This window comes from Kitasatospora sp. NPDC006697, from assembly GCF_042869935.1.
Taxonomy (GTDB): Bacteria; Actinomycetota; Actinomycetes; order Streptomycetales; family Streptomycetaceae; genus Kitasatospora.
The window spans coordinates 44460-70650 of record NZ_JBIAGU010000020.1 but is presented as its reverse complement, the minus strand read 5'-3'; the positions used below and the strand labels follow the sequence as shown (position 1 = coordinate 70650).

The 26191-nt window shown below is 74.1% G+C and carries 28 protein-coding genes; 11 read left to right on the top strand and 17 right to left on the bottom strand.

Features of this window, described 5'->3' with window-relative positions; all coding sequences use genetic code 11:
* The first annotated feature begins 22 nt into the window (after positions 1-22).
* The 5 genes from ACFYNO_RS25860 to ACFYNO_RS25840 all read left to right on the top strand — a co-directional run bounded on the left by ACFYNO_RS25860 (position 23) and on the right by ACFYNO_RS25840 (position 5426).
* A complete protein-coding gene (locus tag ACFYNO_RS25860; RefSeq protein ID WP_388017049.1) occupies positions 23-1141 on the top strand; it encodes a hypothetical protein in 1119 nt (372 codons plus the stop codon).
* Positions 1142-1340: 199 nt separating this feature from the next.
* Positions 1341-2384 carry a CAP domain-containing protein gene (locus ACFYNO_RS25855; protein ID WP_388017046.1) on the top strand — a complete coding sequence of 348 codons (1044 nt, stop codon included), beginning with the start codon at positions 1341-1343 and terminating at the stop codon, positions 2382-2384.
* Between the two features lie 245 nt (positions 2385-2629).
* Positions 2630-3373, top strand: coding sequence for a hypothetical protein (locus tag ACFYNO_RS25850; protein WP_388017043.1), 744 nt, complete (start codon positions 2630-2632; stop codon positions 3371-3373).
* Complete coding sequence (locus ACFYNO_RS25845) at positions 3360-4019, top strand: class F sortase (RefSeq protein ID WP_388017040.1); 660 nt, start codon at positions 3360-3362, stop codon at positions 4017-4019. Before ACFYNO_RS25850 ends, ACFYNO_RS25845 begins: the two co-directional genes overlap by 14 nt.
* A 240-nt stretch (positions 4020-4259) precedes the next feature.
* On the top strand, positions 4260-5426 hold the full coding sequence (locus ACFYNO_RS25840) for a GDSL-type esterase/lipase family protein (RefSeq protein ID WP_388017037.1): 1167 nt from the start codon (positions 4260-4262) through the stop codon (positions 5424-5426).
* An 89-nt stretch (positions 5427-5515) separates the two neighbouring features.
* Here the strand turns inward: ACFYNO_RS25840 and ACFYNO_RS25835 are convergent, their stop codons facing one another.
* The 6 genes from ACFYNO_RS25835 to ACFYNO_RS25810 form a co-directional block, all read right to left on the bottom strand.
* Positions 5516-6562, bottom strand: a complete 1047-nt coding sequence (locus tag ACFYNO_RS25835) for a fatty acid desaturase family protein (RefSeq protein ID WP_388017034.1) — start codon at positions 6560-6562, stop codon at positions 5516-5518.
* 108 nt (positions 6563-6670) lie between these two features.
* Complete coding sequence (locus ACFYNO_RS25830) at positions 6671-7558, bottom strand: universal stress protein (RefSeq protein ID WP_388017031.1); 888 nt, start codon at positions 7556-7558, stop codon at positions 6671-6673.
* Between the two features lie 142 nt (positions 7559-7700).
* Positions 7701-8144, bottom strand: a complete 444-nt coding sequence (locus ACFYNO_RS25825; protein WP_388017028.1) for an ATP-binding protein — start codon at positions 8142-8144, stop codon at positions 7701-7703.
* Positions 8145-8263: 119 nt separating this feature from the next.
* On the bottom strand, positions 8264-8662 hold the full coding sequence (locus tag ACFYNO_RS25820) for an STAS domain-containing protein (protein WP_388017025.1): 399 nt from the start codon (positions 8660-8662) through the stop codon (positions 8264-8266).
* 128 nt (positions 8663-8790) lie between these two features.
* Positions 8791-9681 carry a SigB/SigF/SigG family RNA polymerase sigma factor gene (locus ACFYNO_RS25815; RefSeq protein WP_388017022.1) on the bottom strand — a complete coding sequence of 297 codons (891 nt, stop codon included), beginning with the start codon at positions 9679-9681 and terminating at the stop codon, positions 8791-8793.
* Positions 9665-10840 carry a mechanosensitive ion channel family protein gene (locus ACFYNO_RS25810; protein ID WP_388017019.1) on the bottom strand — a complete coding sequence of 392 codons (1176 nt, stop codon included), beginning with the start codon at positions 10838-10840 and terminating at the stop codon, positions 9665-9667. Before ACFYNO_RS25810 ends, ACFYNO_RS25815 begins: the two co-directional genes overlap by 17 nt.
* Before the next feature lie 167 nt (positions 10841-11007).
* Here ACFYNO_RS25810 and ACFYNO_RS25805 point away from each other — a divergent pair, with 167 nt between their 5' ends.
* On the top strand, positions 11008-11166 hold the full coding sequence (locus ACFYNO_RS25805) for a hypothetical protein (protein WP_388017016.1): 159 nt from the start codon (positions 11008-11010) through the stop codon (positions 11164-11166).
* 6 nt (positions 11167-11172) lie between these two features.
* Here the strand turns inward: ACFYNO_RS25805 and ACFYNO_RS25800 are convergent, their stop codons facing one another.
* Positions 11173-12345 carry an MFS transporter gene (locus ACFYNO_RS25800; RefSeq protein WP_388017013.1) on the bottom strand — a complete coding sequence of 391 codons (1173 nt, stop codon included), beginning with the start codon at positions 12343-12345 and terminating at the stop codon, positions 11173-11175.
* Between the two features lie 178 nt (positions 12346-12523).
* Between ACFYNO_RS25800 and ACFYNO_RS25795 the strand changes: the two genes are divergently transcribed.
* Both ACFYNO_RS25795 and ACFYNO_RS25790 read left to right on the top strand, forming a co-directional pair.
* Positions 12524-12997 carry a MarR family winged helix-turn-helix transcriptional regulator gene (locus tag ACFYNO_RS25795; RefSeq protein WP_388017010.1) on the top strand — a complete coding sequence of 158 codons (474 nt, stop codon included), beginning with the start codon at positions 12524-12526 and terminating at the stop codon, positions 12995-12997.
* 71 nt (positions 12998-13068) lie between these two features.
* Positions 13069-13623, top strand: coding sequence for a hypothetical protein (locus ACFYNO_RS25790; RefSeq protein WP_388017007.1), 555 nt, complete (start codon positions 13069-13071; stop codon positions 13621-13623).
* Between the two features lie 7 nt (positions 13624-13630).
* Here the strand turns inward: ACFYNO_RS25790 and ACFYNO_RS25785 are convergent, their stop codons facing one another.
* The 8 genes from ACFYNO_RS25785 to ACFYNO_RS25750 form a co-directional block, all read right to left on the bottom strand.
* Positions 13631-13885 (bottom strand): hypothetical protein, encoded by a 255-nt coding sequence (locus ACFYNO_RS25785; protein ID WP_388017004.1) that lies wholly within the window; start codon positions 13883-13885, stop codon positions 13631-13633.
* Positions 13886-14120: 235 nt separating this feature from the next.
* Positions 14121-15083: a Gfo/Idh/MocA family oxidoreductase gene (locus ACFYNO_RS25780; protein WP_388017001.1), complete on the bottom strand. Its 963-nt coding sequence runs from the start codon at positions 15081-15083 to the stop codon at positions 14121-14123.
* Position 15084: 1 nt separating this feature from the next.
* Entirely contained in the window at positions 15085-16392 is a 1308-nt protein-coding gene (gene ligA / locus ACFYNO_RS25775) for a protocatechuate 4,5-dioxygenase subunit alpha (RefSeq protein WP_388016998.1), read from the bottom strand.
* A gap of 30 nt (positions 16393-16422) precedes the next feature.
* Positions 16423-17337 (bottom strand): amidohydrolase family protein, encoded by a 915-nt coding sequence (locus tag ACFYNO_RS25770; RefSeq protein WP_388016995.1) that lies wholly within the window; start codon positions 17335-17337, stop codon positions 16423-16425.
* 8 nt (positions 17338-17345) lie between these two features.
* Complete coding sequence (gene ligK, locus ACFYNO_RS25765) at positions 17346-18035, bottom strand: 4-carboxy-4-hydroxy-2-oxoadipate aldolase/oxaloacetate decarboxylase (RefSeq protein ID WP_388016992.1); 690 nt, start codon at positions 18033-18035, stop codon at positions 17346-17348.
* Positions 18036-18053: 18 nt separating this feature from the next.
* The gene (locus ACFYNO_RS25760; RefSeq protein WP_388016989.1) at positions 18054-19079 is read right to left on the bottom strand and encodes an amidohydrolase family protein; all 1026 of its coding nucleotides are present in this window, start codon (positions 19077-19079) and stop codon (positions 18054-18056) included.
* A gap of 18 nt (positions 19080-19097) precedes the next feature.
* A complete protein-coding gene (locus ACFYNO_RS25755; RefSeq protein WP_388016986.1) occupies positions 19098-20303 on the bottom strand; it encodes a 4-hydroxybenzoate 3-monooxygenase in 1206 nt (401 codons plus the stop codon).
* Positions 20304-20409: 106 nt separating this feature from the next.
* Positions 20410-21177, bottom strand: a complete 768-nt coding sequence (locus ACFYNO_RS25750; RefSeq protein WP_388016983.1) for an IclR family transcriptional regulator — start codon at positions 21175-21177, stop codon at positions 20410-20412.
* A gap of 106 nt (positions 21178-21283) precedes the next feature.
* Here ACFYNO_RS25750 and ACFYNO_RS25745 point away from each other — a divergent pair, with 106 nt between their 5' ends.
* Positions 21284-21973, top strand: coding sequence for a substrate-binding domain-containing protein (locus ACFYNO_RS25745; protein WP_388016980.1), 690 nt, complete (start codon positions 21284-21286; stop codon positions 21971-21973).
* Positions 21974-22012: 39 nt separating this feature from the next.
* Here the strand turns inward: ACFYNO_RS25745 and ACFYNO_RS25740 are convergent, their stop codons facing one another.
* Positions 22013-22888, bottom strand: coding sequence for a helix-turn-helix transcriptional regulator (locus tag ACFYNO_RS25740; protein WP_388016977.1), 876 nt, complete (start codon positions 22886-22888; stop codon positions 22013-22015).
* Positions 22889-23126: 238 nt separating this feature from the next.
* Between ACFYNO_RS25740 and ACFYNO_RS25735 the strand changes: the two genes are divergently transcribed.
* Positions 23127-23927 carry an SDR family oxidoreductase gene (locus ACFYNO_RS25735; RefSeq protein ID WP_388016974.1) on the top strand — a complete coding sequence of 267 codons (801 nt, stop codon included), beginning with the start codon at positions 23127-23129 and terminating at the stop codon, positions 23925-23927.
* A 27-nt stretch (positions 23928-23954) separates the two neighbouring features.
* Here the strand turns inward: ACFYNO_RS25735 and ACFYNO_RS25730 are convergent, their stop codons facing one another.
* Positions 23955-25634 carry a discoidin domain-containing protein gene (locus tag ACFYNO_RS25730; protein ID WP_388016971.1) on the bottom strand — a complete coding sequence of 560 codons (1680 nt, stop codon included), beginning with the start codon at positions 25632-25634 and terminating at the stop codon, positions 23955-23957.
* Positions 25635-25832: 198 nt separating this feature from the next.
* Here ACFYNO_RS25730 and ACFYNO_RS25725 point away from each other — a divergent pair, with 198 nt between their 5' ends.
* The gene (locus ACFYNO_RS25725; RefSeq protein WP_388016968.1) at positions 25833-26186 is read left to right on the top strand and encodes a trypco2 family protein; all 354 of its coding nucleotides are present in this window, start codon (positions 25833-25835) and stop codon (positions 26184-26186) included.
* Positions 26187-26191: the final 5 nt, after the last annotated feature.

Sequence of the window (26191 nt, the reverse complement as noted above, 5' to 3'; positions counted from 1 at the left end):
GCACCACCCCAGGAGGCAGTACGTGAAAGCCCGTTCCCGTCTCGCCGCGCTGGCCGCGGTGCTCACCGCCACCGCGGCCGCCGGCCTCGCCGCCCCCGGCCAGGCCAGTGCCGACCAGCCCTTCATCGGCCCGTTCCACACGATCTCCACCGTGGCCTCGACCGTCCCCGCCAACGGCGACGTCAACCCGTACGGCACGGTCGTGATCAAGCACGACGAGGGCGACCTGCACAAGGGCTCGGTGCTGGTCAGCAACTTCAACAACTCCGCGAACCTCCAGGGCACCGGCACCACCCTGGTGCAGATAGCGCCGGACGGGACGGCCACCCAGTTCGCCCAGATCGACCCGAACCACCTGCCCGGCGAGTGCCCCGGCGGCGTCGGCCTCACCACCGCGCTCAGCGTGCTGCCCGGCGGCTGGGTGGTGGTCGGCTCGCTGCCCACCACGGACGGCAGCTCCGGCACTGCCTCGGCCGGCTGCCTGCTGGTGCTCGACAAGCACGGCCAGGTCCGCGAGACGCTGGCCGGCGACGGCATCAACGGGCCCTGGGACATGACCTCGGTCAGCCACGGCGACCGGACCGAGCTCTTCGTCACCAACGTGCTCAACGGCACCCAGGGCGGCGGCGGCAACGAGGTCGACCAGGGCACCGTGCTGCGGATCAGCCTGCTGCGCGGCCCGGGGGACGAGCCGCCGCAGCGGGTGGCCAGCACCGTGATCGGCTCCGGGTTCGGTGAGAAGACCGACCCCGCCGCACTGGTGATCGGCCCGACCGGGCTGGGCATCAACCACGACGGCACGCTCTACGTCGCCGACACCCTGGGCAACCGGATCACCGAGATCCGGGACGCCGAGCACCGCCACGACTCGGCCGGCACCGGCCGGGTGGTCAGCTCCGGCGGCGACCTGAACGGCCCGCTCGGCCTCGCCCTCACCCCCTGCGGCACCATCCTGACCGTCAACTCGATGGACGGGTACCTGGTGGAGACCGCGCCGCACGGCGAGCAACTGGCCAAGGTCCAGCTGGACAGCAGCGGCATGCCCCCCGGCGCGGGCGCGCTGTTCGGGCTGGCGGTGGACGGCGAGAGCGGCGTCTACTTCGTCGACGACGCCGGCAACTCCCTGGAACTGCTGCACTGAGTCCGGCCCGAGCACGGCGGGGGGGGGGGGGGGGGGGCGGGCCCCCCCCCCCCCCCCCCCCCCCCCCGCCGTGCTCGGGCCGCCTTGTTCCCAGCGGACGTGGCTGATCGCTCTTCGAAGTATTTCGATCGTTTCTGTTATCCGGCAGACTCGGGCGGGTCTCCGGTAGTGACAGGGCGTCGAACGAGGAGCGCAGCAGATGACCGAGTACGCGAGCGGGGCCGACTGGTCGGCGGAGGTGCGCCCGGCGGGCCGGCGGTCGGCCGGCGGTGCGCACCGGCGGGGCGGCAACGGCCAGGCCGGCAACGGACGGCACCGCTCGCGGCGGTCCTCGGGACTGCCGGGCGTCAAGCCGCTGCTCGCGGCCGTCGCGGTGGCGGCCACGGCGACCAGCGTGGTCGGGTTCGGCGGCAAGCTGCTGCCCTCCGCCGGGCGCGGCGGGGCCGGGCAGGACGGGCGGGCGCAGTCGGCGCCCGAGCCGCCGGCCGGACCCGGACTCCCGGCGGGCGCGATCATCGGCGACCCCAGGGCGGCGGACTCGCCGGCGCCGACCGTGAGCGCGGTGAGCAGCGCCACCGCCGCACCGAGCCGGCCGAGCACCGGGCCGACCCGGCTGCCCGGGGCGGGGGCGAGCACCACGCCGGTGCGGGGGGCGACGGCGTCCGCGCCCCCGGTCGGCCTCGCACCCGCGCCGAGCGGCTCCGCGCCCGCACCGGCCACCAGCGCACCGGCCCAGCCCGCTCCGGCCTCCGCCGGCCCGACCGCCGGTGCCGGCGGGTCCGGCGGCTCGGGCGGCTCCGGCGGGGGAGCGGCCGACGTGGACGCGGCGGCGGACCAGGTGCTGACGCTGATCAACCAGGCCCGCGCCGCCCAGGGCGTCGCACCCCTGCAGATGCTGGCCGGCCTGCGGGTCAGCGCCGACGCGCACAACCACACCATGGCCGCCGGCTGCGGCCTGCAGCACCAGTGCCCGGGCGAGCCCGCCTTCGGCGCCCGGGAGAACGCGGCCGGGGTCCAGTGGGGAGCGGCCGGGGAGAACATCGGCGAGGGCGGCCCGGTCGCCAACACCACCTCGGCCATCGCCTCGATGGCCGTCGGCCTCACCAAGAGCATGCTCGCCGAGCAGCCGCCGAACGACGGCCACCGCCGCAACATCCTGGACCCGAACTTCCACCACATAGGCATCGAGCTGCTGCGCGACTCCGCGGGGACGGTGTGGATGACCCAGGACTTCTCGGACTGACCCTCCGCCAGGAGTGCAGGGGGGAGCGGGCGGCTCGGCCGGACGGCTGAACCGCTCCGGACGCCACGGTGTGGCGACCGCCCGCCCCCGGCCTGCGGGGCGAGCCTGCTGAGGTACCGGCAGACAACCTGATCGTCACGTTGTCTGACACTTGGTCCGCTCGCGATGGTCGCATCTGGCTTGCCACGGCCCTGATCCGGCGGACGCTCAGTTCCCGCTCAGGGAGAAAGGCCAGGCCCCGCCCCATGACCGCATCCCACCGGGCGCTCCGCCCCTACGCCCGCGCCCTCGCGGTCGCGGCGACGACCGGAACGCTGCTCGGCCTGCCCGCCGTCGCGCACGCCGCGCCCGGCGACAACGGCGACGTGAAGATCCACAAGAGCACCGAGTCCACCTCGGACGAGGCCGACGAGCCCAAGGTCTGCAAGTTCTACCTGGACGCCTTCAACTTCGACACCATCCAGCTGGTCAGCTGGACCATCGACCAGCAGCCGCCGACCGGCACCGCCCAGGCCGACTCCGGGAACCTGCTCCTGACGATGGGCGGCGGCCGGAGCGCCGACATCACGCTGCCGGACGGGCACTACAAGCTCACCTGGACCTTCGTCGGCGAGCACGGCGCCGCCAAGCACAAGGTCTTCACGGTCGACTGCGCGACCCCGACCCCCACTCCGACCCCGACCCCCACTCCGACCCCGACCCCCACTCCGACGTCGACCCCCACGTCGACCCCGACCTCCACCCCGTCGCCCACCGGCAGCCCGTCGATGATCGGCGGGGGCGGTTCCCCCACGCCGACCGGCAGCACCCGGCCGAGCGGCCCGCCCGGAGGCGGCGGCACCCCCAGCGGCCCGGTCGCCGCCGGTGAGGGCGGCGCCAGCGACGGCGTCGACACTGCCGAGATCGCGGGCGGCGCGGCCCTGGTCGCCGCCTCCGCCCTGCTGCTGCTTCGGGCCCGCCGGCGCACCGGGCGCCATGGGTCCCGCTGACCGTCCGCGCCGCCGCCGTGGTCCCGGCCGTCTCACGGTCGCCACCGCGGCGGCGGCGCTGCTCTGCGGCGGCTGGCTGATCACCGACGGCGCCGCCACCACCGCGCCGCCGCAGCCCGAACCGGCCCCCACCCTGCCGGCTCCGGCCGCCACCTCGGGCCGCCCGGCGGTCGCCGGCCTGCCCGCCTCGCCGCCGACCCGGCTGCGGATCCCGGCGATCGGCGTGGACGCCAAGGTGCTGCCGCTGGACCTCGACGCCCAGGGCCGGCTGAGCACGCCCCCGGCCGACCACCACGACCTGGCCGGCTGGTACCGCGGCAGCGCCAGCCCGGGCGCGGACGGCGTGGCCGTGCTGGTCGGCCACGTGGACGACAAGCACGGCCCCAGCGTCTTCTTCCTGCTCGGACGGCTGCGCCCCGGCGCGGCCGTCACCCTGACCCGGCAGGACCGGCGCACCGCCGGCTACACCGTGGACGCCGTCCGCAGCTACCCCAAGGCCGACTTCCCCACCAGCGAGGTCTACGCCCCCACCGGCCGCCCGGAGCTGCGGCTGATCACCTGCGGCGGCCACTACGACCACCGCACCGGCTACCAGGCGAACATCGTGGTCTTCGCCCACCTGACGGAGGAGCGCCCGTCGTCATAGCGTCAGTCACTGCCACCCGACGGGAGCTGACGGCCGGTTGACGGCCCCGCGGTCACGCACCGCGACGAAGTGCACGGGATCGGCAGAAATGTGGCCCGGATACCTAGCGGTAACCAGCGGCGCTGTGCCAGATTGCTCACCGCATCCCGGGCCAACCCCTCAAACGGCCCGCAGCGGGATGTTTCCCCCACGTCGCGCCTCCCCGGGTCAGGCCGGGAGGCGGAGCGCAGGAGCCCCCACATGTCAGCGCACCGCAGCACCGCCGCGCCCGGCGGCAGAATCCGGCGGCTCGCCGCCGCCACCCTCACCGTTCCGCTCGCCGCCACCGGCCCGCTGACCGCCGCCACCGCCCCGGCGCACGCCGCGGCCGGCGACGGCGTCGGCATCGCCGTCTCGATGGGCGACAGCTACATCTCCGGCGAGGCCGGCCGCTGGGCCGGCAACAGCGACACCACCGGCGGCGACCGGGACGGCACCGACCGCGCCTGGACCGGCTCCGGCTACGACCCGGCCCAGGTCTACGGCGCCACCTACCGGAGCGGGTGCGACCGCTCCGACTCGGCCGAGGTGCTCAGCGCCTTCGGCCCGGCGGGCGCGGTCGACCTCGCCTGCTCGGGCGCCACCACCGCGAACGTCCTGCGGGCCGGCAGCGGGGGCCAGGCCTTCAAGGGCGAGGCGCCGCAGGCCGACCAGCTCGCCACCCTGGCCGCGCAGCGCCGGGTCGGGCTGGTGGTGCTCTCGATCGGCGGCAACGACCTCGGGTTCGCCTCCGCGATCGCGGACTGCGTGGAGGACTACGAGTTCTGGGGCGGCGACTGCAACTCCACCGAACAGGCCGCCATCGACGGCAGGATGGACGCGGCGATGGCCGGCGTCGGCAAGTCGATCGACGAGATCCGGGCCGTGCTGAGCGCCGACGGCTACGCCGCCGGGGACTACCGGATCGTGCTGCAGTCCTACCCCTCCCCGCTGCCGCGCAGTGCCGAGAACCGTTACCCGGCGAGCGGGTGGAGCCGCACCACGCAGGGCGGCTGCCCGCTCGGCGACGCCGACCTGGACTGGGCGCGCGACCAGCTGGTCCCGCAGATCTCCCAGCGGCTCGCCCAGGTGGCCGCCGACCGCGGCGCGCAGTTCCTGGACCTCCAGGACCTGCTGCAGGGCCACGAGGCCTGCTCCACCGCCGCCGCCCAGGGCACCGGGGCGAGCACCGCCGAATGGGCCCGCTACCTCACCACCGGCGCCACTCAGGGCACCATGCAGGAGTCCTTCCACCCGGACTACTACGGGCAGTTGGCGCTCGGCCGGTGCCTCGACCTGGTCGCCGCCCGACCGGCCGGCCAGAACTACGCCTGCCGCAACACCCCCGGGCAGGACGCGAGCGGGATCCAGCTGAACCAGCTGCCCTGAGACCCCGCACCACCGACAGGCCGGTGCCGCGGGCGGGGGACCGACCCCACTCGCCCGCGGCACCGGCCGCTGTAACGGGCCCGGCCGGCTCACTCCCCGCCGCGGATCGGCTCGCCGGTCCGGTGCAGGTGCGCCAGGATCTCCCGGTAGGAGCGCAGCAACCCGGTCTCGTAGTACGGGATGCCGTTCTCCGCGCAGAACTCCCGGGTGATCCGCGCCGCCCGGGCCAGCGCCGGGGTGGGCATGCTGGGGAAGAGGTGGTGCTCCACCTGGTAGTTGAGCCCGCCCATCAGCGCATCGGTGAACCGCCCGCCGCGGACGTTGCGCGAGGTGAGCACCTGGCGCCGCAGGAAGTCCAGCCGCATCCCGGGCGTCACCATCAGCATGCCCTTGTGGTTCGGTGCGAAGACGCACCCCAAGTAGAGCCCCAGCAAGGCCTGGTGGACCGCCAGGAAGGCCACCGCCTTGTCGGCCGGCAGTGCGGCGAGGACCAGGCCGAGGTAGCCGGCGAAGTGCGCCAGCAGCAGCGCGCACTCCAGCCACGGGCGCTTCACGGCGGGAGTGCGCAGCGCCCGGAAGCTGTTGTAGCTCAGGTTGAGGCCTTCGAGCAGCAGCAGCGGGAAGAACAGGTAGGCCAGCCGCCGCCCGAGGAACCGCGCCACCCCGCTGGACCGCCGGGCCTGGCCCTGCGACCACACCACGATGTCCGGGGCCACGTCCGGATCGCGCTCCTCGTGGTTGGGGTTGGCGTGGTGCCGGGTGTGCTTGGTCATCCACCAGCCGTAGCTCATCCCCAGCAGCAGGTTGGCCGCGATCCGGCCGCCGACCTCGTTCGGCCGGTGCCGGGCGAACACCTGACGGTGCGCCAGATCGTGCGAGAGCAGACCGACCTGGGCGAAGACCACGGACAGCCCGGCGGCCAGGGCCAGTTGCCACCAGGTGTTCCCCAGCGCGAAGAGCAGGTACCAGCCGCCGGCGTAGCCGGCCAGCACCAGGGCGGAGCGGACGGCGTAGTAGCCGAGTCGGCGGTCCAGCAGCCCCTCGGCAGCGATCCGCCGGCTCAGCCGGGCGAACTCGCTGCCGCCGGAGGCGGGGCGCTGATCAGGTGCGATGGTGCTCGGAAGCGGTGTGGGCATGATCCGAGTCTGGTCCGGCGCGCGGCCGGGCAGAACGGGGAAGGCACCCGTCCCGTACGGAGGTTAACCCCCGCTCCGGTGCGGGGGCTGGCACATCCCCCAGGGGTTTCAGTCGTGCGGGACGACCGCCACCGGGGCCGGGGCGTGGTGGATCACCGCGTGGGCGACCGAGCCGAGGCGGGCACCGAACTGATGGGCCCGGGTGCGGCGGCCGACCACCAGCAGGGCGGCGTGTTCGGCGGCGAGCATCAGGGCGCCCGCGCCGCCGCCGGCCCGGACGTCGGGGATCACCTGGACCTCCGGGTGCTGCTCGCGCCAGGGGGCCACCGCCTCGGCGACCAGCTTCGCGGCCGCCGAGCCGAGCTCGTGGTGCTCCTCCTCGCTCGGGAGCCAGCCGGCGTAGCCGTACATCGGCGGCAGCTCCCAGCCGTGCACCACGCGCAGCGGCAGGCCCATCGAGGCGGCCTGGGTGAAGGCGAACTCCAGCACGGCGGGCGCCGGTTCGCCGACGTCGAGGCCGACCACCAGCTCCGCCGGGTCGGTCGGCGGCTCCTCGCGGACCAGCACCACCGGCAGCTCGGCGCGCGAGGCCACCGCCAGGCTCACCGAGCCCACCAGCAGCCCGTGGAACCCGCCGAGCCCGCGGGTGCCCAGCACCAGCAGCTCGGCGCCGACCTCGGCGCCGACCTCGGCGCCGGCCTCGCCGCCGGCCGCGACGAGCAGCCCGTCCACGGCGACGTCCAGCACCAGCGCGCCGGTCACCTCCACCGTGGGTTCGGCCTTCCGGACCATCGCGACGGCTTCGTCCAGCATCGCCTGCGCCCCGTGCCGCAGGTCGGCGTCGCGCGGGTGCTCGGGGTCGCTGACGGGGAACGGCCAGGCGTGCACCAGCCGCAGGGGGGCGCCGCGCCGGGCCGCCTCCTCGGCCGCCCAGAGGGCGGCCATGCGGCTGCGGGCCGAGGTGTCGACGGCGGCCAGCACGGGGTGTCGGGTCATCAGATGCCTCCGTTGGCAAGCTCCGGACCGGCATCACAGGCCGGTCGAGGTGGACAGCCCGACTCTGGCGCGCCCGGCAGGCCGCGCCCAGGGGCTTCGGGTCCACCGCGGACGGGACCAAGGTCCCGCAGGGAGCGGTCCCCTAACGGCTGATCGGGCCGGGGGCGACCTCGGCCCAGATCGTCTTGCCGTCCGGCCGGGGCTCGGCGCCCCAGCGGTCCGCGGTGTGCTGCACGATGAAGAGGCCGTGGCCGCCCGGCAGGCCCGGGCGGTGCGGCAGTCGCAGTTCGGGGAGGGCGGGCGAGGCGTCGCTCACCTCGACCCGCAGCCGGGTGGTGGAGCAGTCCAGCAGCAGCTCCAGCGGGCCGCCCGCGTGCAGCATCGCGTTGGCGACCAGTTCGGCGACCAGCAGCACGATGTCGTCGACCTGCTCGGGCACCGGCCAGGACCAGTCGACCAGCGCCTTGCTGGTGAACGCCCTGGCCCGGGCCACCGGCTTCGGCAGGCCCGCCAACGGCAGCCGCCGGCGCTGCCCGCCCGGGGGCAGGGCGAGGGCGCGGCCGAGGGCTTCCCGGCTGGTCGTCATGCGGGCGTCCCCCTTCGGTCTCGGTGCTCGGCTCGCCTGGTCGGGTTCCCGGCCGGCGCGATTGCATGCGTGCTGCTGTGCGCGTGCGGTGCGGCTGTGCGCGTGCGGTACGGCAGGGCTCAGGCGGTGGCGGCGAGCGCGGCCTCGGTCGACTCGTGGAGCGAGAGCACGGTGTTGGCGCCGGTCAGCTCCAGCACCCGGCGCACCATCGGCGAGGGCGCGGCGACCCGGAAATCCGAGCCCGCGGCGGTGGCGGCGAGCCGGGCCTTCAGCAGCAGGTTGAGGCCGGAGGAGTCGCAGAACCCCACCCGCTCCAGGTCCACCACCAGCACCTGCGGGCCGGCCGCCACCAGCTGCTCCAGCGCCTCCTCGGCGGGGGCCAGCGTCTCGACGTCCAGCTCGCCGGCCAGCAGGCAGACGGCCGTCCGCTCGCGCGGGTAGCTCAGCTCCACGGTCAGCCCGTCGGCGGGCGGTACCGCCACGGACCGGGCGGTGCCGTGATCGTTCTGGGTGGGCATGGTCGGCGTCCCCTCGACGGAAGTTCCCTCTGACCTTAGACCACCCGGGGGCCGGGCGGCAGCAGTGGGACGTGCCCGGAGGCCCGGGGGTTCCCCTCCGGGCCTCCGGGCGGACGCCGGGGGAGGCCTCAGTCCGCCATCAGCCCGTCCCGGAGCCGGCCCAGCGTGCGGTTGAGCAGCCGCGAGACGTGCATCTGCGACAGGCCGAGGCGCTCGCCTATCTGCGACTGGGTGAGGTCCTCCGTGAAGCGCATGGAGAGGATCATCCGCTCGCGCTCCGGCAGCGCGCCGACCAGCGGCCGCAGGGCCACCAGGTCCTCGACCAGCGCCAGCCGGCCGTCCTGCCCGCCCAGCCGCTCGGCGAACGGCACGCCGCCCGGGTCGCCCGCCTCGGCGCCCTCGGCGGAGGGCAGGTCCAGGGAGCCCGCGGTGTGGGCGTTGGCGGCCGTGATGCCCTCGATCACCTCCGCCTCCTCCAGCGAGAGGTGGTCGGCCAGCTCGGCCACCGTCGGGTCGCGGTCCAGGTCCTGGGCGAGCGCGTCCTGGGCCTTGGCCAGGGTGATCCGCAGCTCCTGGAGCCGGCGCGGCACGTGCACGTCCCAGGTGGCATCGCGGAAGTGCCGGCGTATCTCGCCGAGGATGGTCGGCAGCGCGAAGGTGCTGAACTCCACGCCGCGCTCCGGCTCGAACCGGTCGATCGCCTTGATCAGGCCCACCGAGCCGACCTGGAACAGGTCCTCCTGGCTCTCCCGCTGGTGGGTGGCGAACCGGCGGATGGCGTACCGGACCAGCGAGCCGTTCACCTCGATCAGCGTGGTGCGCACGTACGAGTACTCGCGGGTGCCCTCCTCCAGGGTGGCGAGCCGGGCGAGCAGCACCCGGGTCAGCTCGCGGGCGTCGGCGGGTGCCACCTCGCGGGCGTCCTCGACGCCGTTCAGTTCCGGGACGACCGCCCGTTGCAGGGCCCGGGTGCCTGGTCCTGTCACCGGAAGGAGGAGTTCGTCACTGGTCACGGCCATGTCGGTCCTTTCCTCGGTGCATCGGGTCCGTACGCCGGTACCCGGGATCGCGGCTGCCATGCCGCGCCGGATCGTGCGGGTCCGGTGGAAAGGTGTGCCCCTCCGGTGTGCCCCCGGGCCCGGGACGCGGCCCCGGGGCCTCGGTGACGGCGACCCGCGGCAGCGCCTCCGGGTGCCGTTCGCACAGGAACCCCAGCAGGTGCTCGCGCAGCTGGCAGCGTAGCTCGAAAGCGTCGGCGCCGTTGGCGGCGGTGGCCAGGGCGCGCACCACGATGGTGTTGGGTGTGGTGTCCACCACTTGCAGCGCGCTGCCCTCGCCGTCCCAGAGCGAGCTCTTGGCCAGGAACGCCTCGAACTCCTCGCGCAGCCGCGGCACGGGCGTGCGGTGGTCGAGGTGGAGCAGCGCGGTGCCGGTGATCCGGCTGGTCCGCCGGGACCAGTTCTCGAACGGGCGGCTGACGAAGTAGGACATCGGCATGATCAGCCGCCGCTGGTCCCAGGTGGCGATCACCACACAGGTGAGGGTGATCTCCTCGACGGTGCCCCACTCGCCGCCGACCACCACCACGTCGCCGATCCGGGCCAGGTCGCCGAAGGCCATCTGCACGCCCGCCACCAGATTGGCCAGGGTGCTCTGCGCCGCCACGCCGGCGATCACGCCGACCAGTCCGGCCGAGGCCAGCAGGCTGGTGCCGACGCCGCGCACGGCGGGGAAGGTCAGCAGCATCGAGCCGAGCGCGGCCAGGCCCACCACGGCCTGGCAGATCCGCCCGACCAGGCTCGCCTGGGTGCGGGCCCGCCCGGCCCAGGCCGGATCACGGCGCAGCAGGGCCAGCCGCACCGCGCCGTCCACCAGCAGGCCGACCACCCGCACGCCCAGCCAGCCGGTGCAGCCGATCGCCAGCAGCACCAGCAGGTGGCGCACCCCGGTGCCGGCCGCCCGCGGGGCGCCGGTCCACGGCTGGAGCAGCAGCGCCAGTCCGCAGGCGAGCAGCGCCACCATCGGGTGCCGGCAGTCCCGCAGCGCCCGGGGCAGACCGCTGGTGCGGCCGTGGGCGAGCAGCACCCGGGCCGCCCACTCGCCGGCCCGGTTCAGGCCGTAGGCGGTCAGCGCGATCACCACGCCGGCCGTGGTCAGGCGAGCCAGGCTCCACCACACCAGTACTCCTCCTCCGTCGGTCGATCGTTCGTCCGGCTGCGCTTATCCGCTCGGGCGGCCTTTACTCCGGCGGATCGCGCTCCGCGGGCATGGATCCGGTGAGGGCGGGCACCCGAGCAGCGCACCGCGGCCCGGCGGCGGCCGACGGATTCCGGAGGGAGCGGCGGATGATGGTGGGGCTGGCGCTGGTGGCGGTGGTGGGCGCGGCGGCGCTCTGCGGGGCGGTCGGCGGACCGTCCGGCGGCCGGGCCAAGGTGCGGACGATCCCGCGCCGGCTGGCCGCGCTGGTCGCGGCGCTGGCGCAGTGGCCGGCCGGTCGGAGCTGAGCCGGGTCAGGCGGCGAGCGGTACCGGGCGCGGCGCGGACCGGCGCTCCAGCACGGCGGAGAGGACGGCGAGCAGCAGCGCCGACCCGGCGAGCGCGACGCCGACCCAGTTCGGCGCGGTGTAGCCGTAGCCGGCCGAGAGCACCAGTCCGCCCAGCCAGGCGGCCAGCGCGTTGCCGAGGTTGAAGGCGCCGATGTTCATGGCCGAGGCCAGGGTGGGCGCGCCGTGCGCCTGGTCGAGCACCCGCTTCTGCAGCGGCGGCACGGTGGCGAAGCCGAGCGCCCCGATCAGCAGCACGGTCACGGCGGCGGCCGCCTTGTCGTGCGCGGTGACGGTGAACAGGCCCAGGACGGCGGCGAGCCCGGCCAGGGTGACGAAGAGCAGCGGCATCAGCCGGCGGTCGGCGAGCCGGCCGCCGACCAGGTTGCCGAGGAACATGCCGGCGCCGAGCAGCACCAGCAGCCAGGTGACGGCGCCGTCGGAGTACCCGGCGACCTGTGTCATCATCGGCGCGATGTAGGTGATCGCGGCGAAGACCCCGCCGAAGCCGAGCACCGTCATGGCCATCGCGAGCAGCACCTGCGGGTTCCGGAAGGCGGTCAGCTCACGCCGCAGCCGGGCCCCTTCGGCGCGCGGCAGGGCGGGCACCAGCTTGCCGACGCCGAGCAGCCCGAGCACGCCGAGCCCGGCGACCAGGGCGAAGGTGACCCGCCAGCCGGCCGCCTGACCGATCATCGTGCCGAGCGGCACGCCGACCAGGTTGGCCAGGGTGAGGCCGGTGAACATGGTGGCGATGGCGCCGGCCTTCTTGTCGGGGGCGACCAGTTCGGCCGCGACCACCGAGCCGATGCCGAAGAAGGCGCCGTGCGCCAGCGAGGCGGTGATCCGGCCGGCCAGCAGCAGGCCGAAGCTCGGCGCCGCCGCGGAGAGCAGGTTGCCGACCGTGAAGAGGCCCATCAGCAGCATCAGCATGGCCTTGCGGTCGATCCGGGTGCCGAGCACGGTCATCAGCGGGGCGCCGAGGACGACGCCGATCGCGTAGCCGGTGACCAGTAGTCCGGCGGTGGGGATGGAGACGCCGTAGTCGGCGGCGATGTCGGGCAGCAGGCCCATGACGATGAACTCGGTGGTGCCGATCCCGAAGGCCCCGATGGCCAGGGCGAGGAGCGCGAGAGGCATGAGACGGACCCTCCATGCGATTGCTGGTGCGCCTTACAAGCGTCAACAATAGTTGCAGGCGCGGCATATCGGCAAACGCCAGGCGAGTGCTTGTGGGGGCGGGCTGTCCGCCCGAGCAGGTATTTCCGACCGGGGCGTATCCTGGGAACCCGCGGCACCCGGAAGGAGACCAGGGCCGATGACCGCCACGGACCCCGCGCTGACCGCCCTCGCCAACGGCTGGGCGGCCCTCTACGTGCTGTACGGCCGGATCGAGGCGCACATCGAGCGCGCCCTGCAGGCCGGGCACGGGCTGAGCGTGCGCGAGTACTCGCTGCTGGACGTGCTCAGCCGCCAGCACGACGGCGACGGCGGGCACCTGCAGATGAAGCAGGTCGCGGACGCGGTGGTGCTCAGCCAGAGCGCCACCACCCGGCTGGTGACCCGGCTGGAGGACCGCGGGCTGCTCGCCCGATACCTCTGCCCGACCGACCGGCGCGGCATCTACACCAACGTCAGCGAGGCCGGCCTCCAGTTGCTGGAGCAGGCCCGGCCGACCAATGACGCGGCCTTGCGCGAGGCGCTGGACGAGGCCGCCCGCAATCCCGAACTGGCGCCGCTGGTCAAGGCCGTGGAGTCGGTGGACGGGCTGCTGCTGGCGCCGCGCGGCTGACCTCTGGCCGCTGTCGGACCCCCGGCTTAGGGTCGATGGTGAGCAGGACCACGGCAGAGGGGGCCATCACCATGCACACTCCCGACCGATCGCAGCTCGCGCCCGCCAGGATCCGGCCCGCGGAGCTTCCGGCCGTGCTCGCCGAGGCCCGGTCCGGCGGCCCCGTCGACCACGCCCTGGTGCTGCTGAGCCTCTACGCGGGCCTGCGGCCGGGGGAGATCGCCGATCTGGCCGAGGGCGGCGCGGAGCGCACGGGCGACCGCTGGCGGGTCACGGTGGCCGGCCGCCGGGCCCGGACCATCGCCGTGCCCAGGGCCGTCGGGGCGGCGCTCGCGGTGCTGGCCGAGCGGCGGGCCGCGCACGGCGGCCCGTTCCTGCCCACGGTGCGCGACGCCGCCGACGTCGAGGAGGAACTGCACACGGTGCTGATGGACGCCCGGGTGGCCGACCCGCGCCCGTTCGGGCTCCGCGCCCACCTGGCCGACCGGCTCGCCGAGCTGGCCGCCGTGCCGACCGACCACCTCTTCGCCTACCTCGGTTCGGCGGGCGTCGATCCGGCGGTGCTGCCCGCCGGGTGGGACCTCGCGATCGCCGAGCTGATCGACCGGCGGCTGGTCGAGGAGTGATGTCCGGTCAGTGCATCAGCAGGGCGACCAGCCCGACCAGGCACAGGCCCGAGAGCATCAGCACCGGCAGGCCCACGAACAGCCCGAAGAGTGCCAGCTCGCCGATTCGCACCAGCACCGCCACGAACGGGTTCCGCTCGGGCTCCGCGGCCTGCTGCGGACGGCGCTGCTGCTGCGGCGCGCCGCGGCGGGCCTGCGTGGGCGGGGCCGCGCGCCGCGACCGCCGGCCGGAATCTGCGGGGCGGTCGGTGGGCGCGGACATGGGCTGACCTCCGGGGATCGACGTGGGCCGCCCGGCGCGGGGTCGGGGGCGGCTGGCCAAGACTCACACATGACCACGGGTGAAGATCGAGCAGGGTGGCACGTCGGTTCCACGGAGGGGTGGCGGGATCCGACGTTTCACCACGAACCACCCGGGTTGCCGCCGGCCCGGTCTCCCCAGCTGCCCGGTGAGGAGGCCCGCCCCCGGACGCCGGGGGCGGGCCTCGTTGCCGTGGTCAGAGCGCGAGCTGCCGCTCCAGCGAGGCCAGCGTGCTGTAGCACGGCATCACCTGGGCGATCGAGGAGTCCGGCTCGCGCCCCTCGCGGATCGCGGCGACGAACTCCCGGTCCTGCAGCTCGATGCCGTCCAGCGAGACGGCCACGCCGCTGACGTCGATCGGCTCCTCCTTGCCGGTGTACAGGTCGTCGTAGCGGGCCAGGTAGGTGCCGCTGTCGCCGATGTAGCGGAAGAAGGTGCCGAGCGGCCCGTCGTTGTTGAAGGAGAGCGACAGGGTGCAGATCGCGCCGCTCTGCGCGCGCAGCTGGATCGACATGTCCATCGCGATGCCCAGCTCGGGGTGGAGCGGGCCCTGGATCGCGTTCGCCTGGACGATCGGGGAGCCGGTCTGGTGGGCGAACAGGTCCACGGTGTGCGCGGCGTGGTGCCAGAGCAGGTGGTCGGTCCAGGAGCGGGGCTGGCCCAGCGCGTTGAGGTTGGTGCGGCGGAAGAAGTAGGTCTGCACGTCCATCTGCTGGATCCGGTAGTCGCCGGCCTGGATCCGCTGCCGCACCCACTGGTGGCTGGGGTTGAACCGGCGGGTGTGGCCCACCATCGCCACCAGGCCGGTGCGCTGCTGGGCGGCCAGGCAGGCCTCCGCGTCGCCCAGCGCGTCGGCCAGCGGGATCTCCACCTGCACGTGCTTGCCCGCCTCCAGGCAGGCCAGGGTCTGCTGGGCGTGCAGCGGGGTCGGCGTGGCGAGGATGACGGCGTCCACCCCGTCCATCGCCAGCACCTCCTCCAGCGAGCCGGCCGCCCGCTCCACCCCCTGCTCGGCGGCGAACTTCCGCGCGCTCTCCGGGCTGGAGCTCACCACGGCGGCGAGCTCCACGCCCTCGATCCGCCGCAGCGCCGCGGCGTGCTTGGCGCCGAAGGCGCCGCCGCCGGCCAGGGCGATCCGGACGGGCTGCTGGTCAGTCATGTCACTCCTTCCCGGCGGGCGCCTCGGCCCGCGGGTGGTTCTCCAGGATCAGGTGGCCGACGGCGGTGTTGGACGCCGGCACGTGGTAGAAGCGGTGCTTGAGCTCGACCGTGCCGGAGCCGTCCAGGTCGCCGAGCGCGCCGCGGGCGATCAGCCACATCACCAGCTCGATGCCCTCCGAGCCGGCCTGCTCGACGTACTCCAGGTGCGGCAGCGCGGCCAGCGCCGCCGGGTCCGCCACCAGTCGGTCCAGGAACGCGTTGTCCCACTCACGGTTGATCAACCCGGCGCGTGGACCCTGCAGTTGGTGGCTCATCCCACCGGTGCCCCAGACCTGCACGTTCAGCGGGCGGTGGTAGGAGCGGATCGCCCGGCCCAGCGCCTGCCCGAGCCGGAAGCAGCGCTCGCCGGAGGGCACCGGGTACTGCACCACGTTGACGTGCAGCGGGATCACCTTGCAGGGCCAGCGCTCGACCTCGCCGAAGACCAGCGAGAGCGGCACGGTCAGGCCGTGGTCCACCGGCATCTCGTTGACCAGGGTGAGGTCGAAGTCCGCGCGGATCAGCGAGTGCGCGAGGTGGGCGGCGAACTCCGGATCGCCCTCGATGCCCGGCACCGGACGGGGGCCGTAGCCCTCGTCGGCCGCCGGGTAGGCGGCGCCGGTGCCGAGCACGAAGGTCGGGATCAGGGAGAGGTCGAAGGCGGTGGCGTGGTCGTTGTAGACCAGCACCACCACGTCCGGCGGGTTCTCCCGGACCCACTCCCTGGCGTACTCGTACCCCGCGAACACCGGCTGCCAGTAGGGCTCCTGGGTCTTGCCGTGGTCCAGCGCGGCGCCGATCGCCGGCACGTGCGAGGTGAAGAGGGCGGCGGTGACCGCGGCGTGCTCGGCGGGCGGGGCCTGGTCGGCGTGCGCGGCCTCCAGCACGGCCCGGTCGATCCGGTTGCCCTCGATCGGGCGGCCGCCGCCCACCATCATCGCGCGGTACTCCTGCTCGGTCATCCCGGTCATCGAGCCCGCCATCTGCTGGAACGAAAGCCCCAGCGCGGCACCCCACTTGGCGAGGAAGTAGATGTTGCCGCCCTCGCGCACCGCCGCGTTGAGGTCGCGGTCGAGCAGTGCCCGCCGCTGCTCCTCGCGCAGCGGCCAGGCGTCCAGGTAGCCGCGCTCGTCGGCCAGGAAGGCGGCCCGGTTCTCGGCCGTCATCAGCGACATGCAGAACTGGTTGAGGTGGTAGCCCTTGGCGGACTGCTCGGCGTCGAAGACGGTGGTTCCCGGAACCAGCTTGTAGCTCTTGTCGATTGGCACTGCGGCCCTCCGATCGTGAAGGGGAAGGGATCAGTCGGCCTCGGGCCAGTAGAGGCGGGCCGGGTTGTCCACCAGCAGCCGCCGGCGCAGCTCGGGGGTGGGCGCGATGGCGGGGATGAAATCGACCAGCAGGCCGTCGTCGGGCATGTGGCCGGTCAGGTTGGGGTGCGGCCAGTCGGTGCCCCAGAGCACCCGGTCCGGGAACTCCTCGACCACCCGGCGGGCGAACGGGACCACGTCGCGGTAGGGCGCGGGCTCGCCGTCCACGGCCGGCGGGCCGGTCAGCGAGAGCCGTTCCGGGCAGCTGACCTTGCACCAGATGTCGGGCCGGGCCCGCAGGAATTCCAGGAAGGCCTCGAACTCCGGCCCGTGCGGGTCCTTGGCGACGTCCGGGCGGCCCATGTGGTCGATCACCAGCGGCACCGGGATGGCGAGGAAGAACTCGCGCAGCTCGGCCAGGTCCTGCGCCTCGAAGTACAGCACCACGTGCCAGCCGTAGGGGGCGATCCGCTCGACCACCTCCCACAGTGCCTGCCGCGGCGCGGCGTCGACCAGCCGCCTGACGAAGTTGAACCGCACCCCGCGCACCCCGGCCTCGTGCAGCTCGCGCAGCTCGGCGTCGGTGACGCCCGGCCGCACGGTGGCCACCCCGCGGGCCCGGTCGCCGGCGGCGCGCAGCGCGTCCACCAGGGCGGAGTTGTCGGCGCCGTGGCAGGTGGCCTGCACGATCACGTTCCGGTCGAAGCCCAAGTGGTCGCGGAGCGCGAACAGTTGCTCCTTGGAGGCATCGCAGGGGGTGTACTTGCGCTCGGGCGCATAGGGGAACCGCTCGCCGGGGCCGAAGACATGGCAGTGCGCGTCGACCGCGCCGGCGGGCAGTCCGTACTCGGGGGTGCTGGGGCCGGCGTACCAGTCCAGCCAGCCCGGGGTCTTCTCGAAGTCCATGACCGTCCTCAATCCTGGTAGCGCAGACCGAGCTTCGCCAGCTCTTCGCGCATCCCGTACATGTCCAGACCCAGTTCGCCCGCGCGGAACCGCTCGCGCTTGCCGGCCTCGTTCGCCTCCCGCTCCGCGGCGGTCCGGGCCACCTCGGCGGCCCGCTCGCGCGGCACCACCACCACGCCGTCGGTGTCGGCCAGCACCACGTCGCCGGGCCGGACGAGCGCGTTGGCGCAGACCACCGGCACGTTGACCGAGCCGAGGGTGGCCTTCACCGTGCCCTTGGCGTTGACCGCGCGGGCGAAGACCGGGAAGTCCAGCTGCTCCAGCTCGGCCACGTCCCGCACCCCGCCGTCGATCACCAGGCCCGCGCAGCCGCGGGCCCGGAAGGAGGTGGCCAGCAGCTCGCCGAAGAAGCCGTCCTCGCTCTCCGTGGTGCAGGCCGCCACCACCACGTCGCCCGGCCGGATCTGCTCGGCGGCCACGTGCAGCATCCAGTTGTCGCCGGGCTGCAGCAGCACGGTCACCGCGGTGCCGGACAGGCGCGCCTTGGGGTAGACCGGGCGCAGGTAGGGGCGCAGCAGGCCGACTCGGCCCATCGCCTCGTGCACCGTCGCCACGCCGAAGGCGGAGAGCGCGGCGACGGCTGCCGGGTCGGCGCGGGTGATCGAGGTGTGCACGACGCCGATCTCGGTGTGCTCCATCGGTTCCTCCGTGGGGTCTCAGCGGCCGGCCGCGGCGAGCCGGGCGGCCAGCCGGGGGTAGACGCGCAGGGCGTTCCCGGCGTAGACCTCGGCTCGCTGACGGTCCGTCAGGTTCTCGGTGGCGTCGACGTAGCGCCGGGTGTCGTCGAAGTGGTGGCCGGTGCGCGGGTCGATGTCCCGGACGGCGCCGATCATCTCGCTGGCGAAGAGCACCGAGCTGCTGGGGATCACCCGGGTGAGCAGGTCGATGCCGGGCTGGTGGTAGACACAGGTGTCGAAGAAGACGTTCTCCAGCAGCGCCTCCGGGTCCGGCCGGCCGAGCGCCATGGCCAGGCCGCGGAACCGGCCCCAGTGGTAGGGCACCGCGCCGCCGCCGTGCGGGATGACGAACCTGAGTGTCGGGAGGTCCCGGAACAGGTCGCCCTGGACGAGCTGCATGAAGGCGGTGGTGTCGGCGTTGAGGTAGTGCGCGCCGGTGGTGTGGAAGGCCGGGTTGCAGGAGGTGCTGACGTGGATCATCGCCGGGATGTCGTACCCGGCCATCGCCTCGTAGAGCGGGTACCAGCTGCGGTCGGTGAGCGGCGGCGCGGTCCACCGGCCGCCCGAGGGGTCGGGGTTGAGGTTGACCGTGACGGCGCCCAACTCCTCCACCGCGCGCCGAAGTTCCGGCAGGCAGCTGGCCGGGTCGACGCCGGGGGACTGCGGCAGCATGGCGCCCATGGCGAACCGGTCCGGGTAGAGGGCGCTGACCCGGTGGACCAGGTCGTTGCAGATCCGGGCCCAGACCGCGGAGACCTGGAAGTCGCCGATGTGGTGGGCCATGAAGCTGGCCCGGGGCGAGAAGACCGTCAGGTCGCTGCCGCGCTCGTCCATCAGCCTCAGCTGGTTGCGCTCGATCGCCTCGCGCAGCTCCTCGTCGGTGATCACCAGCCCGTCGGGGTCCGGGGCGGCGGCGCGGTGCTCGGCGGCGGCCACCTGGCGCTCCCGCCAGTGGGCCAACTGCGGTGGGGCGGTGGTGAAGTGGCCGTGGCAGTCGATGATCATCGGGTTCCGCTCCAGGGGTCAGTGGTGGGTGGGCCAGCCGGTGTACTGCTCGGCCAGGTAGGCGCGGCCGGCCCGGGTGCCCACCACGTTGTCCAGCTCGCCGAGCTGGCGCCGCAGGTCGAAGGCCGTGCCGCCGGGCGCGGTGTGCAGCAGCTGGGTCATCCAGCAGGAGAAGTTCTGCGCCCGCCAGACGCGTTGCAGGGCGAGCGGCTGGTAGGCGTCCAGCGCGTCCGGGCCCTCGGCGCCGAGCGCGCGCAGCAGCACCGGGGCCAGCACCCTGACGTCGTGCAGGGCCAGGTTGAGGCCGCGGGCGCCGGTCGGCGGCACGGTGTGCGCCGCGTCGCCCGCCAGCAGCAGCGAACCCCAGCGCATCGGCTGCTGGACGAAGGAGCGGAACCGCAGCACGGTCTTCTCGGTGATCGAACCCTCGGTGAGCCGGAAGCCGTCCTGCCCGGCCACCCGCTCCTGGAGGGTCTGCCAGATCCGCTCGTCCGGCCAGTCGGCCGCGGACTCCCGGGCGTCGCACTGGAAGTACATCCGCTGCACGGTCTCGGTCCGCTGGCTGATCAGCGCGAAGCCGTGTTCGGAGTGGGCGTAGACCAGCTCGGGCGCACTCGCGGGCGCCTCGGCCATGATGCCGAACCAGGCGAACGGGTACTCCTTGCCGTAGCGCGCCCGGTGCGGTGCGGGCACCAGCTCGCGGCAGCTGCCGCGGGAGCCGTCCGCGCCGACCACGTAGCGGGCCCGCAGCTCGTGCCGGGTGCCGTCCGGGGCGGTGTAGCGGACCTTCGGCTCGCGGCCCTCCGGCTCCAGCACCTCGGTGTCGCGGACCCCGAAGTGCACGGTGCCGCCGTCGCGCCGGCGGGCGTCGGCGAGGTCGGCGAAGACGGCGGTCTGCGGGTAGAGCCAGACCGAGGCGCCGACCAGCTCGGCGAAGTCGATCCGGTGCGCGCGGCCGCCGAACCGCAGCTCGACCCCGTGGTGCTCGTCGCCCTCGCGCAGGATCCGGTCGGAGACCCCGCTCTCCACCAAGTCCCGTGCGGCGTCGGCCTCCAGGATGCCGGCCCGGTGGGTGGTCTCGATCTCCCGGCGGGTCCGGGTGTCCAGCACCACGGTCTCGACGCCGGCTCGGCCCAGCAGGTGCGCCAGCATCAGGCCCGCCGGGCCCGCACCGACGATCGCGACGGGGACCGGCGTGACGGTGTCGATGACGGCATCGGCCATGGCAACTCCTGAGCGGCAGGGTGGTGAACACCCCGAACGCTGACAGCAGGAGCGCCACCCGGTCGCCGGTGTTTCCGTCAGGCGGAAGCGGCGGCGGAAGACTCGCTCAGGAGGCGCTGCCGGCGCGCCGCCCCAGCTCCTCGGAGATCCCGGCCGCCGCCCGCAGCAGCGGCTCGCGCAGCCCGCGCGCCCGGTCGGCGTCCCGCGCCGCGATCACGATCCCCAGGGTGGCGCCGACCGGCCCGGTCCGCCCGGTCCGCACCGGCGCGGCCACCGCCACCGTGCTCGCCGACAGCTGCCGGTCGCTGACGAAGACCTGCTCGCGGCGGATCCGGTCCAACTGGGCGCGGAGCAGCTTGGGATCGGTCACGGTGTGCGGGGTCCAGGCCCGCAGCGGCGCCGCCAGCACCTCCTCCTGCAACTCCCGTGGCGCGTGCGCCAGCAGCACCCGGCCCATGCCGGTGGAGCCGATCGGGAACCGGGTGCCGACCATGGTCAGCAGCTCCACCGAGCGGTGCCCGGCGATCCGCTCCACGAAGACCAGCTCGGTGCCCTCGCGCACCGCGAGCTGGATGTTCTCGTGCGTCGCCTCGTACAGGTCCTGCATGAACGGCAGCGCCGCGTCCCGCAGGATCTGGGTGCGCGGGCAGCCCGAGGCGATCTCCCAGAGCCGCAGCCCGACGTGCCAGGAGCCGTCCTCGGCCCGCTCCAGCGCGCCCCAGGCGGCCAGCTCGGAGACCACCCGGTGCGTGGTGCTCAGGGCGAGGCCGGTGCGCTGGGCGATCTCCGACAGGGTCTGCGAGGAGTGCTCGCGGTCGAAGACGGAGAGGATCTCCAGGACCTTTCCGGCCGCCGTGCTCCGGGGTGTGCTCATCCGGCCAGTCTGGCAGACCGGCGGCGGGCGGTCCCCGGACAGGCCGTACCATCACCCGGACACCCCAGCCCCCTTCAACAGCCCCCTTCAACGGAGACGAGGCGACGTGGAGCGCGAGATCACCGGCCTGTCCTCGATGGCCACCCGGCAGCTGCTGGCCGACCTGTCCGAGCGGATCGGCCGCAGCCACGGCATCCCGCTGCGGTTCGAGTCCGGCGGCGGGGTGGAGATCGCCCGCCGGGTCCGCGCGGGCGCCGAGGCCGACCTGCTGGTGCTGGCCGAGGACGCGCTGGCCGCCCTGGCCGCCGAGGGCCGGCTGCGCCCCGGCACCGTCCGCCCGCTCTGGGTCTCCCAGGTGGTGGCCGCCGTCCCGGTCGGCGCCCCCGCGCCCGCGCTCGGCACCGAGGCCGAGCTGCGCGCGGCCCTGACGGCGGCCGGCCGGATCGCCTACTCCACCGGCCCCAGCGGCACGGCCGTGCTGGAGCTGATCGCCCGCTACGGGCTCACCGACCGGCTCGACCTGGTGCAGGCCCCGCCCGGCGTCCCGGTCGGCAGCCTGCTGGCCGCCGGCGAGGCGGCGCTGGCCTTCCAGCAGCGCAGCGAACTGGCCGGCCTGCCGGGCGTGTTGGTGCTCGGCCCGCTGCCGGGGGAGGCCGCGATCAGCTCCACCTTCGCCGGCGGCGTGCTCGCCGGCGCGGTGGCACCGGAGCGGGCGCTCGCGGTGTTGGAGCTGCTGGCGACTGACGAGGCGTCAGAAACCGCCCGGGCCCGGGGAATGGCGCCCGCCGGGCGCTGAGCCGCACCAGCCGGCGCCCGCCCCCGATTCGGCAGCTGCTCAGTCCCGGGGGCGCCCGGTCGGGTCGCGGGCCGGCTGCTGCGGCGCCGTCCAGCTCTCCAGCAGCCGCAGCGCGTCGGCCGTCGGCGAGCCCGGCTCGACGTTGTAGACACAGATCGACTGGTCCTCGTCGCCCGGGACCTGGAAGGACTCGTAGGAGAAGGTCAGGTCGCCGACCACCGGGTGGTGGTAGGTCTTGCTGCCGTGGGTGCGGCGCAGCACCCGGTGGTCATTCCACCAGGTGGTGAACTCCGGGCAGTTGAGCGTCAGCTCGCCGACCAGGTCGGCGAGCTGACGGTCCTGCGGGTAGCGGCCGGCCTCCAGGCGCAGGATCGCCACCGTCTCGGCGGCGATCCGCGCCCAGTCGTGCACCCGCTCGCGGGCCAGCGGGTCGAGCAGGTAGTAGCGGGCCAGGTTGCGGCGGTTGGCCGGCAGCGCGTCGAAGTCGGTCAGCACGGCGCGGGCCAGCCGGTTGGCGGCCAGCACGTCGGTGCGGCGGCCGGTGACCAGGGCGGGCACGTGGTCCAGGGTCTGCAGCATCAGGTAGAGCCCGGGCCGCACCCGCTGCGCGGCGGGGGGCGTGCGGCGGGCGGTGCCGGGGCGGGCGAGCAGGTTGGTCAGGTGCTCGCGCTCCGAGTCGTCCAGCTGCAGGGCGCGGACCAGGGCCTCGAAGACCTCGGGGGAGGGGTTCTGGGCGCGGCCCTGCTCGAGGCGGGTGTAGTACTCGGTGCTGACCCCGGCCAGCCGGGCCACCTCGTCACGGCGCAGGCCCGGCACCCGCCGGGGCCGGGCGTCGGCCGGCAGCCCCGCGCGCTCGGGGGTGATCGCGGCACGGCGGTGGCGCAGGAAGTCGGCGATCTCGGTGTGACGGTCCATGTGATCAAGTGTGCGGCAAGGGGGCTGACGGTGCGTGGGGCTGGGTGGTACCGCCGGTACCAGCCCCGGCGGTACCCGTCCTCCCGTTGCCTGTTCTCCCGTTACCTGTCCTCCCGTTACCCGCACGGGCAGGGAATGCTGCGGCCCCCTGCGGGGCCTCGGCAGGTGGTGTTCTTGGTGTGTGCCCGGCGGCAGTCGCCGGAAGCCACCGAGAACCACAGCCCGAAAGGCACCTCCCATGTCCGTGCAGTCCCCTGTCACCACCGGCGGCACCGCCGCCGCCCGGACCCTCACCGGCCGGATCGCCGTCGTCACCGGCGCCTCCAGCGGGATCGGCGAGGCGACGGCCGAGCACCTGGCCGCGCTGGGCGCCAAGGTGGCCGTGCTGGCCCGCCGGGCGGACCGGCTCGCCGAGCTGGCCGCCCGGATCGAGAAGAACGGCGGCACCGCCCTGGCCATCGAGGTGGACGTGACCGACGCGGCCGCCCTGCGCGCCGCCGCCGACCGGATCGCCGCCGAACTCGGCGACGCCGACCTGCTCTTCAACAACGCCGGGGTGATGCTCCCGGCGCCGCTGGAGGAGCTGGCCACCGACCAGTGGCAGCAGCAGATCGACCTCAACATCAGCGGCCTGATGAACGCGATCGGCGCCTTCACCCCGCAGCTGGTCCGGGCCGCCGCCGAGCGCGGGGTGGCCGACCTGGTCAACACCTCCTCCATCGCGGCGCAGAACATCTTCCCCAACTTCGCCGTCTACAGCGGCACCAAGGCCTACGTCAGCCACCTCTCCCGCCACCTGCGGGCGGAGCTCGGCGCCAAGAAGGTCCGGGTGTCGGCCATCGAGCCGGGCATCGTCGGCACCGAACTGCAGGACCACGTCACCGACCAGGGCGCGCTGGACTGGCTGGCCGACTCCAAGGACACCATGGAGTGGCTGACCTCCCAGGACGTCGCCGAGACCGTCGGCTTCCTGGCCGCGCTGCCGCCCCGGGTCAACCTGCAGCAGGTCACCATCATGCCGACCGGCCAGGCCAGTTGATCCGCCGTGGGCTGCCGCGCGGGCAGGTCAGGAGGCGTAGACCGAGAAGCCCGAGACCTGCCCGGCCGGCCAGCCGGTGTTGGCGGTGAAGAGCAGCCGCAGGTAGCGGGCGGAGGCGCCGGACGGGTAGCCGATCGTCGCGGTGTTGCCGGTGGCCGGGTCGAACAGGTACCCGGCCGCGGCGACCACCGTGCCGAAGCTGCTCCCGTCGGTGCTGCCCAGCACTGTGACGGTCTGGGTGCGGGCGCCCCAGGCGCTGGACGGCGGCAGGGTGAGTACGATCCGGCGGGTGGTCACGGCCGAGCCGAGGTCCACCTGCAGCCACTGCGGGAAGGCGTTGTCGGCGCTCTCCCAGTAGCTGTTGGGATCGCCGTCCACCGCGTTGGCCGCCGCGTAGACCTGGGTGTGGGCGCGCTCGGCGACCGGCCGGTGCAGGGCGAGGTCCGGGTTGCCGCCGCCGCTGCCGCCGACCACCGGCGGGGTCGGGCGGACCGCGGTGAGGGCGAGTCGGCCCTTGAGCAGCCGGCCGCCGTCGGCGGTGAGCCGCAGGTAGTAGTCGGAGGAGCAGGCCGTGCCGTCCTCGTCCAGCGCCAGCAGGCCGGAGCCGGCCGGCAGCTGGCTCTGGTTCTCGGCGGTCTTGGCGATCTGGTTGCCCTCGCCGAACTCGTCGAACATCGAGATGTAGACGCTGCTCACCCCGGCCCGGGCCATGTTGTAGAACTGCCGCCACATGAAGTCTCCGTGGGCGCGCTGACGGGCCGACAGGTCGCCGGGCAGCACGCACGGCTGGTAGTCGATGCCGTGCGCGGCGCAGTCGGCCAGGTCCGGGACGGTGGCGTTGGTGTAGAAGTTGTCCGCGTCGGCGGCGGTGCCGATCCGGCCGACCATCCAGGGCGAGAGCATGTCGAAGGAGTGGTAGACGTCCAGGTACCCGGCGCGCGAGTCGCCGGTGCCGGTGCGCCACCAGGTCGGCACCCCGCCCATCACGTAGCAGCCCTGGGACTTGAACCAGGCGATCACATCGGCGCAGGCCGCCGGATCCCAGGGGTGGTTGGCGTCGTCGAAGCCGAAGCCCCAGATGCCGACCACCGGTTTGCCGTTCTGCCGGGCGTAGGCGGGCGAGGCGGTGTGCGCGGACATCTTCGCGCTCCAGTCCGCCTTGATCTCGGACTGCATCGCCGTCCAGCCGCTGACGTCGTACATCACGTAGAACTTGACGCCGTGCGCCTCCGCCGAGCTGCGCAGCCGGGCCGTCACGGCGTCCCGGGTCGGGCCCTCGCTGCCGTTGGGGTCGAACCGCTGCAACGCGGCGGTGTCGCAGCCGTTCTGGGCCATCCACTGGAGGTGGGTGTCGATGGTCTGCTGGTCGTAGGAGGAGAACAGGGTGGCCGGCGCCCCGCTGCCGAGGTTCGGGTAGGCGGTCGGGTACGTCCGGCTGAACTCCCTGGAGTCCGGCCAGGCCTTGATCACGTTGTTGCTGGGCGAGGGCGCCTGGGACCAGTTCTGGCTCCAGTGCCACCAGGCACCGATCGGCGCACCGTCGCCGGGGCAGGCGAACCAGCCCTGGTACCCGACGGTGACCTTCCCGACCACATCGCCGGCTGGACTCGCCGCCTGCGCAGCGCTGTTGAGACCGAGCCCGCCGACCGCGAGCCCGGCGGCACCGGCGGAGAGGGTGGACAGGAACGTGCGACGACTGACTGTCATGGGCCATCCCGGAGACAGGGCGGCCGGCAGGTGGGGTGGACGGCGGCCGCGCTCTGCCCGGGAGCGTATTGACGGAGTCGGGTCAGAGCAAGAGAGCGTGCTCTTTGCGCAAGACTTACTGTTTTTGACGCAAGAAATGTTCCGCCGTGGACTCCCCGTGCCGTCGTCCCGCAGCCGCTATCGTGTGCGGCGGCGCTGATGACCAGGGGAGGGGACAGCGACGTGGACATCGAACTCGCGGACGCGGTGGCGGCCGTGCGGGACGAGCTGCTGAAGGCCCAGAGCAGGGGGGCGAGTTCCGATCTGGGTTTCGAAGTCGGCCCGATCGAGATGGAGTTCGAGGTCGAGCTGCGGGCGGATGCCAAGGCCGCCGGCAAGTTCCGGGTCTGGGCGGTCTCGGCCGAAGCCGAGGCGGGCGTCTCGCGCGGGCGGACCCACCGGGTCTCGTTCACGCTGACACCGAAGCTGCGCGACGGCGGCGAGCTGCTGATCCACGGCTCGCCCGACGCCCTCGCCGGCCCGGGCGACCTCAGCGAGCACCAGGGCCGCTGACCGAC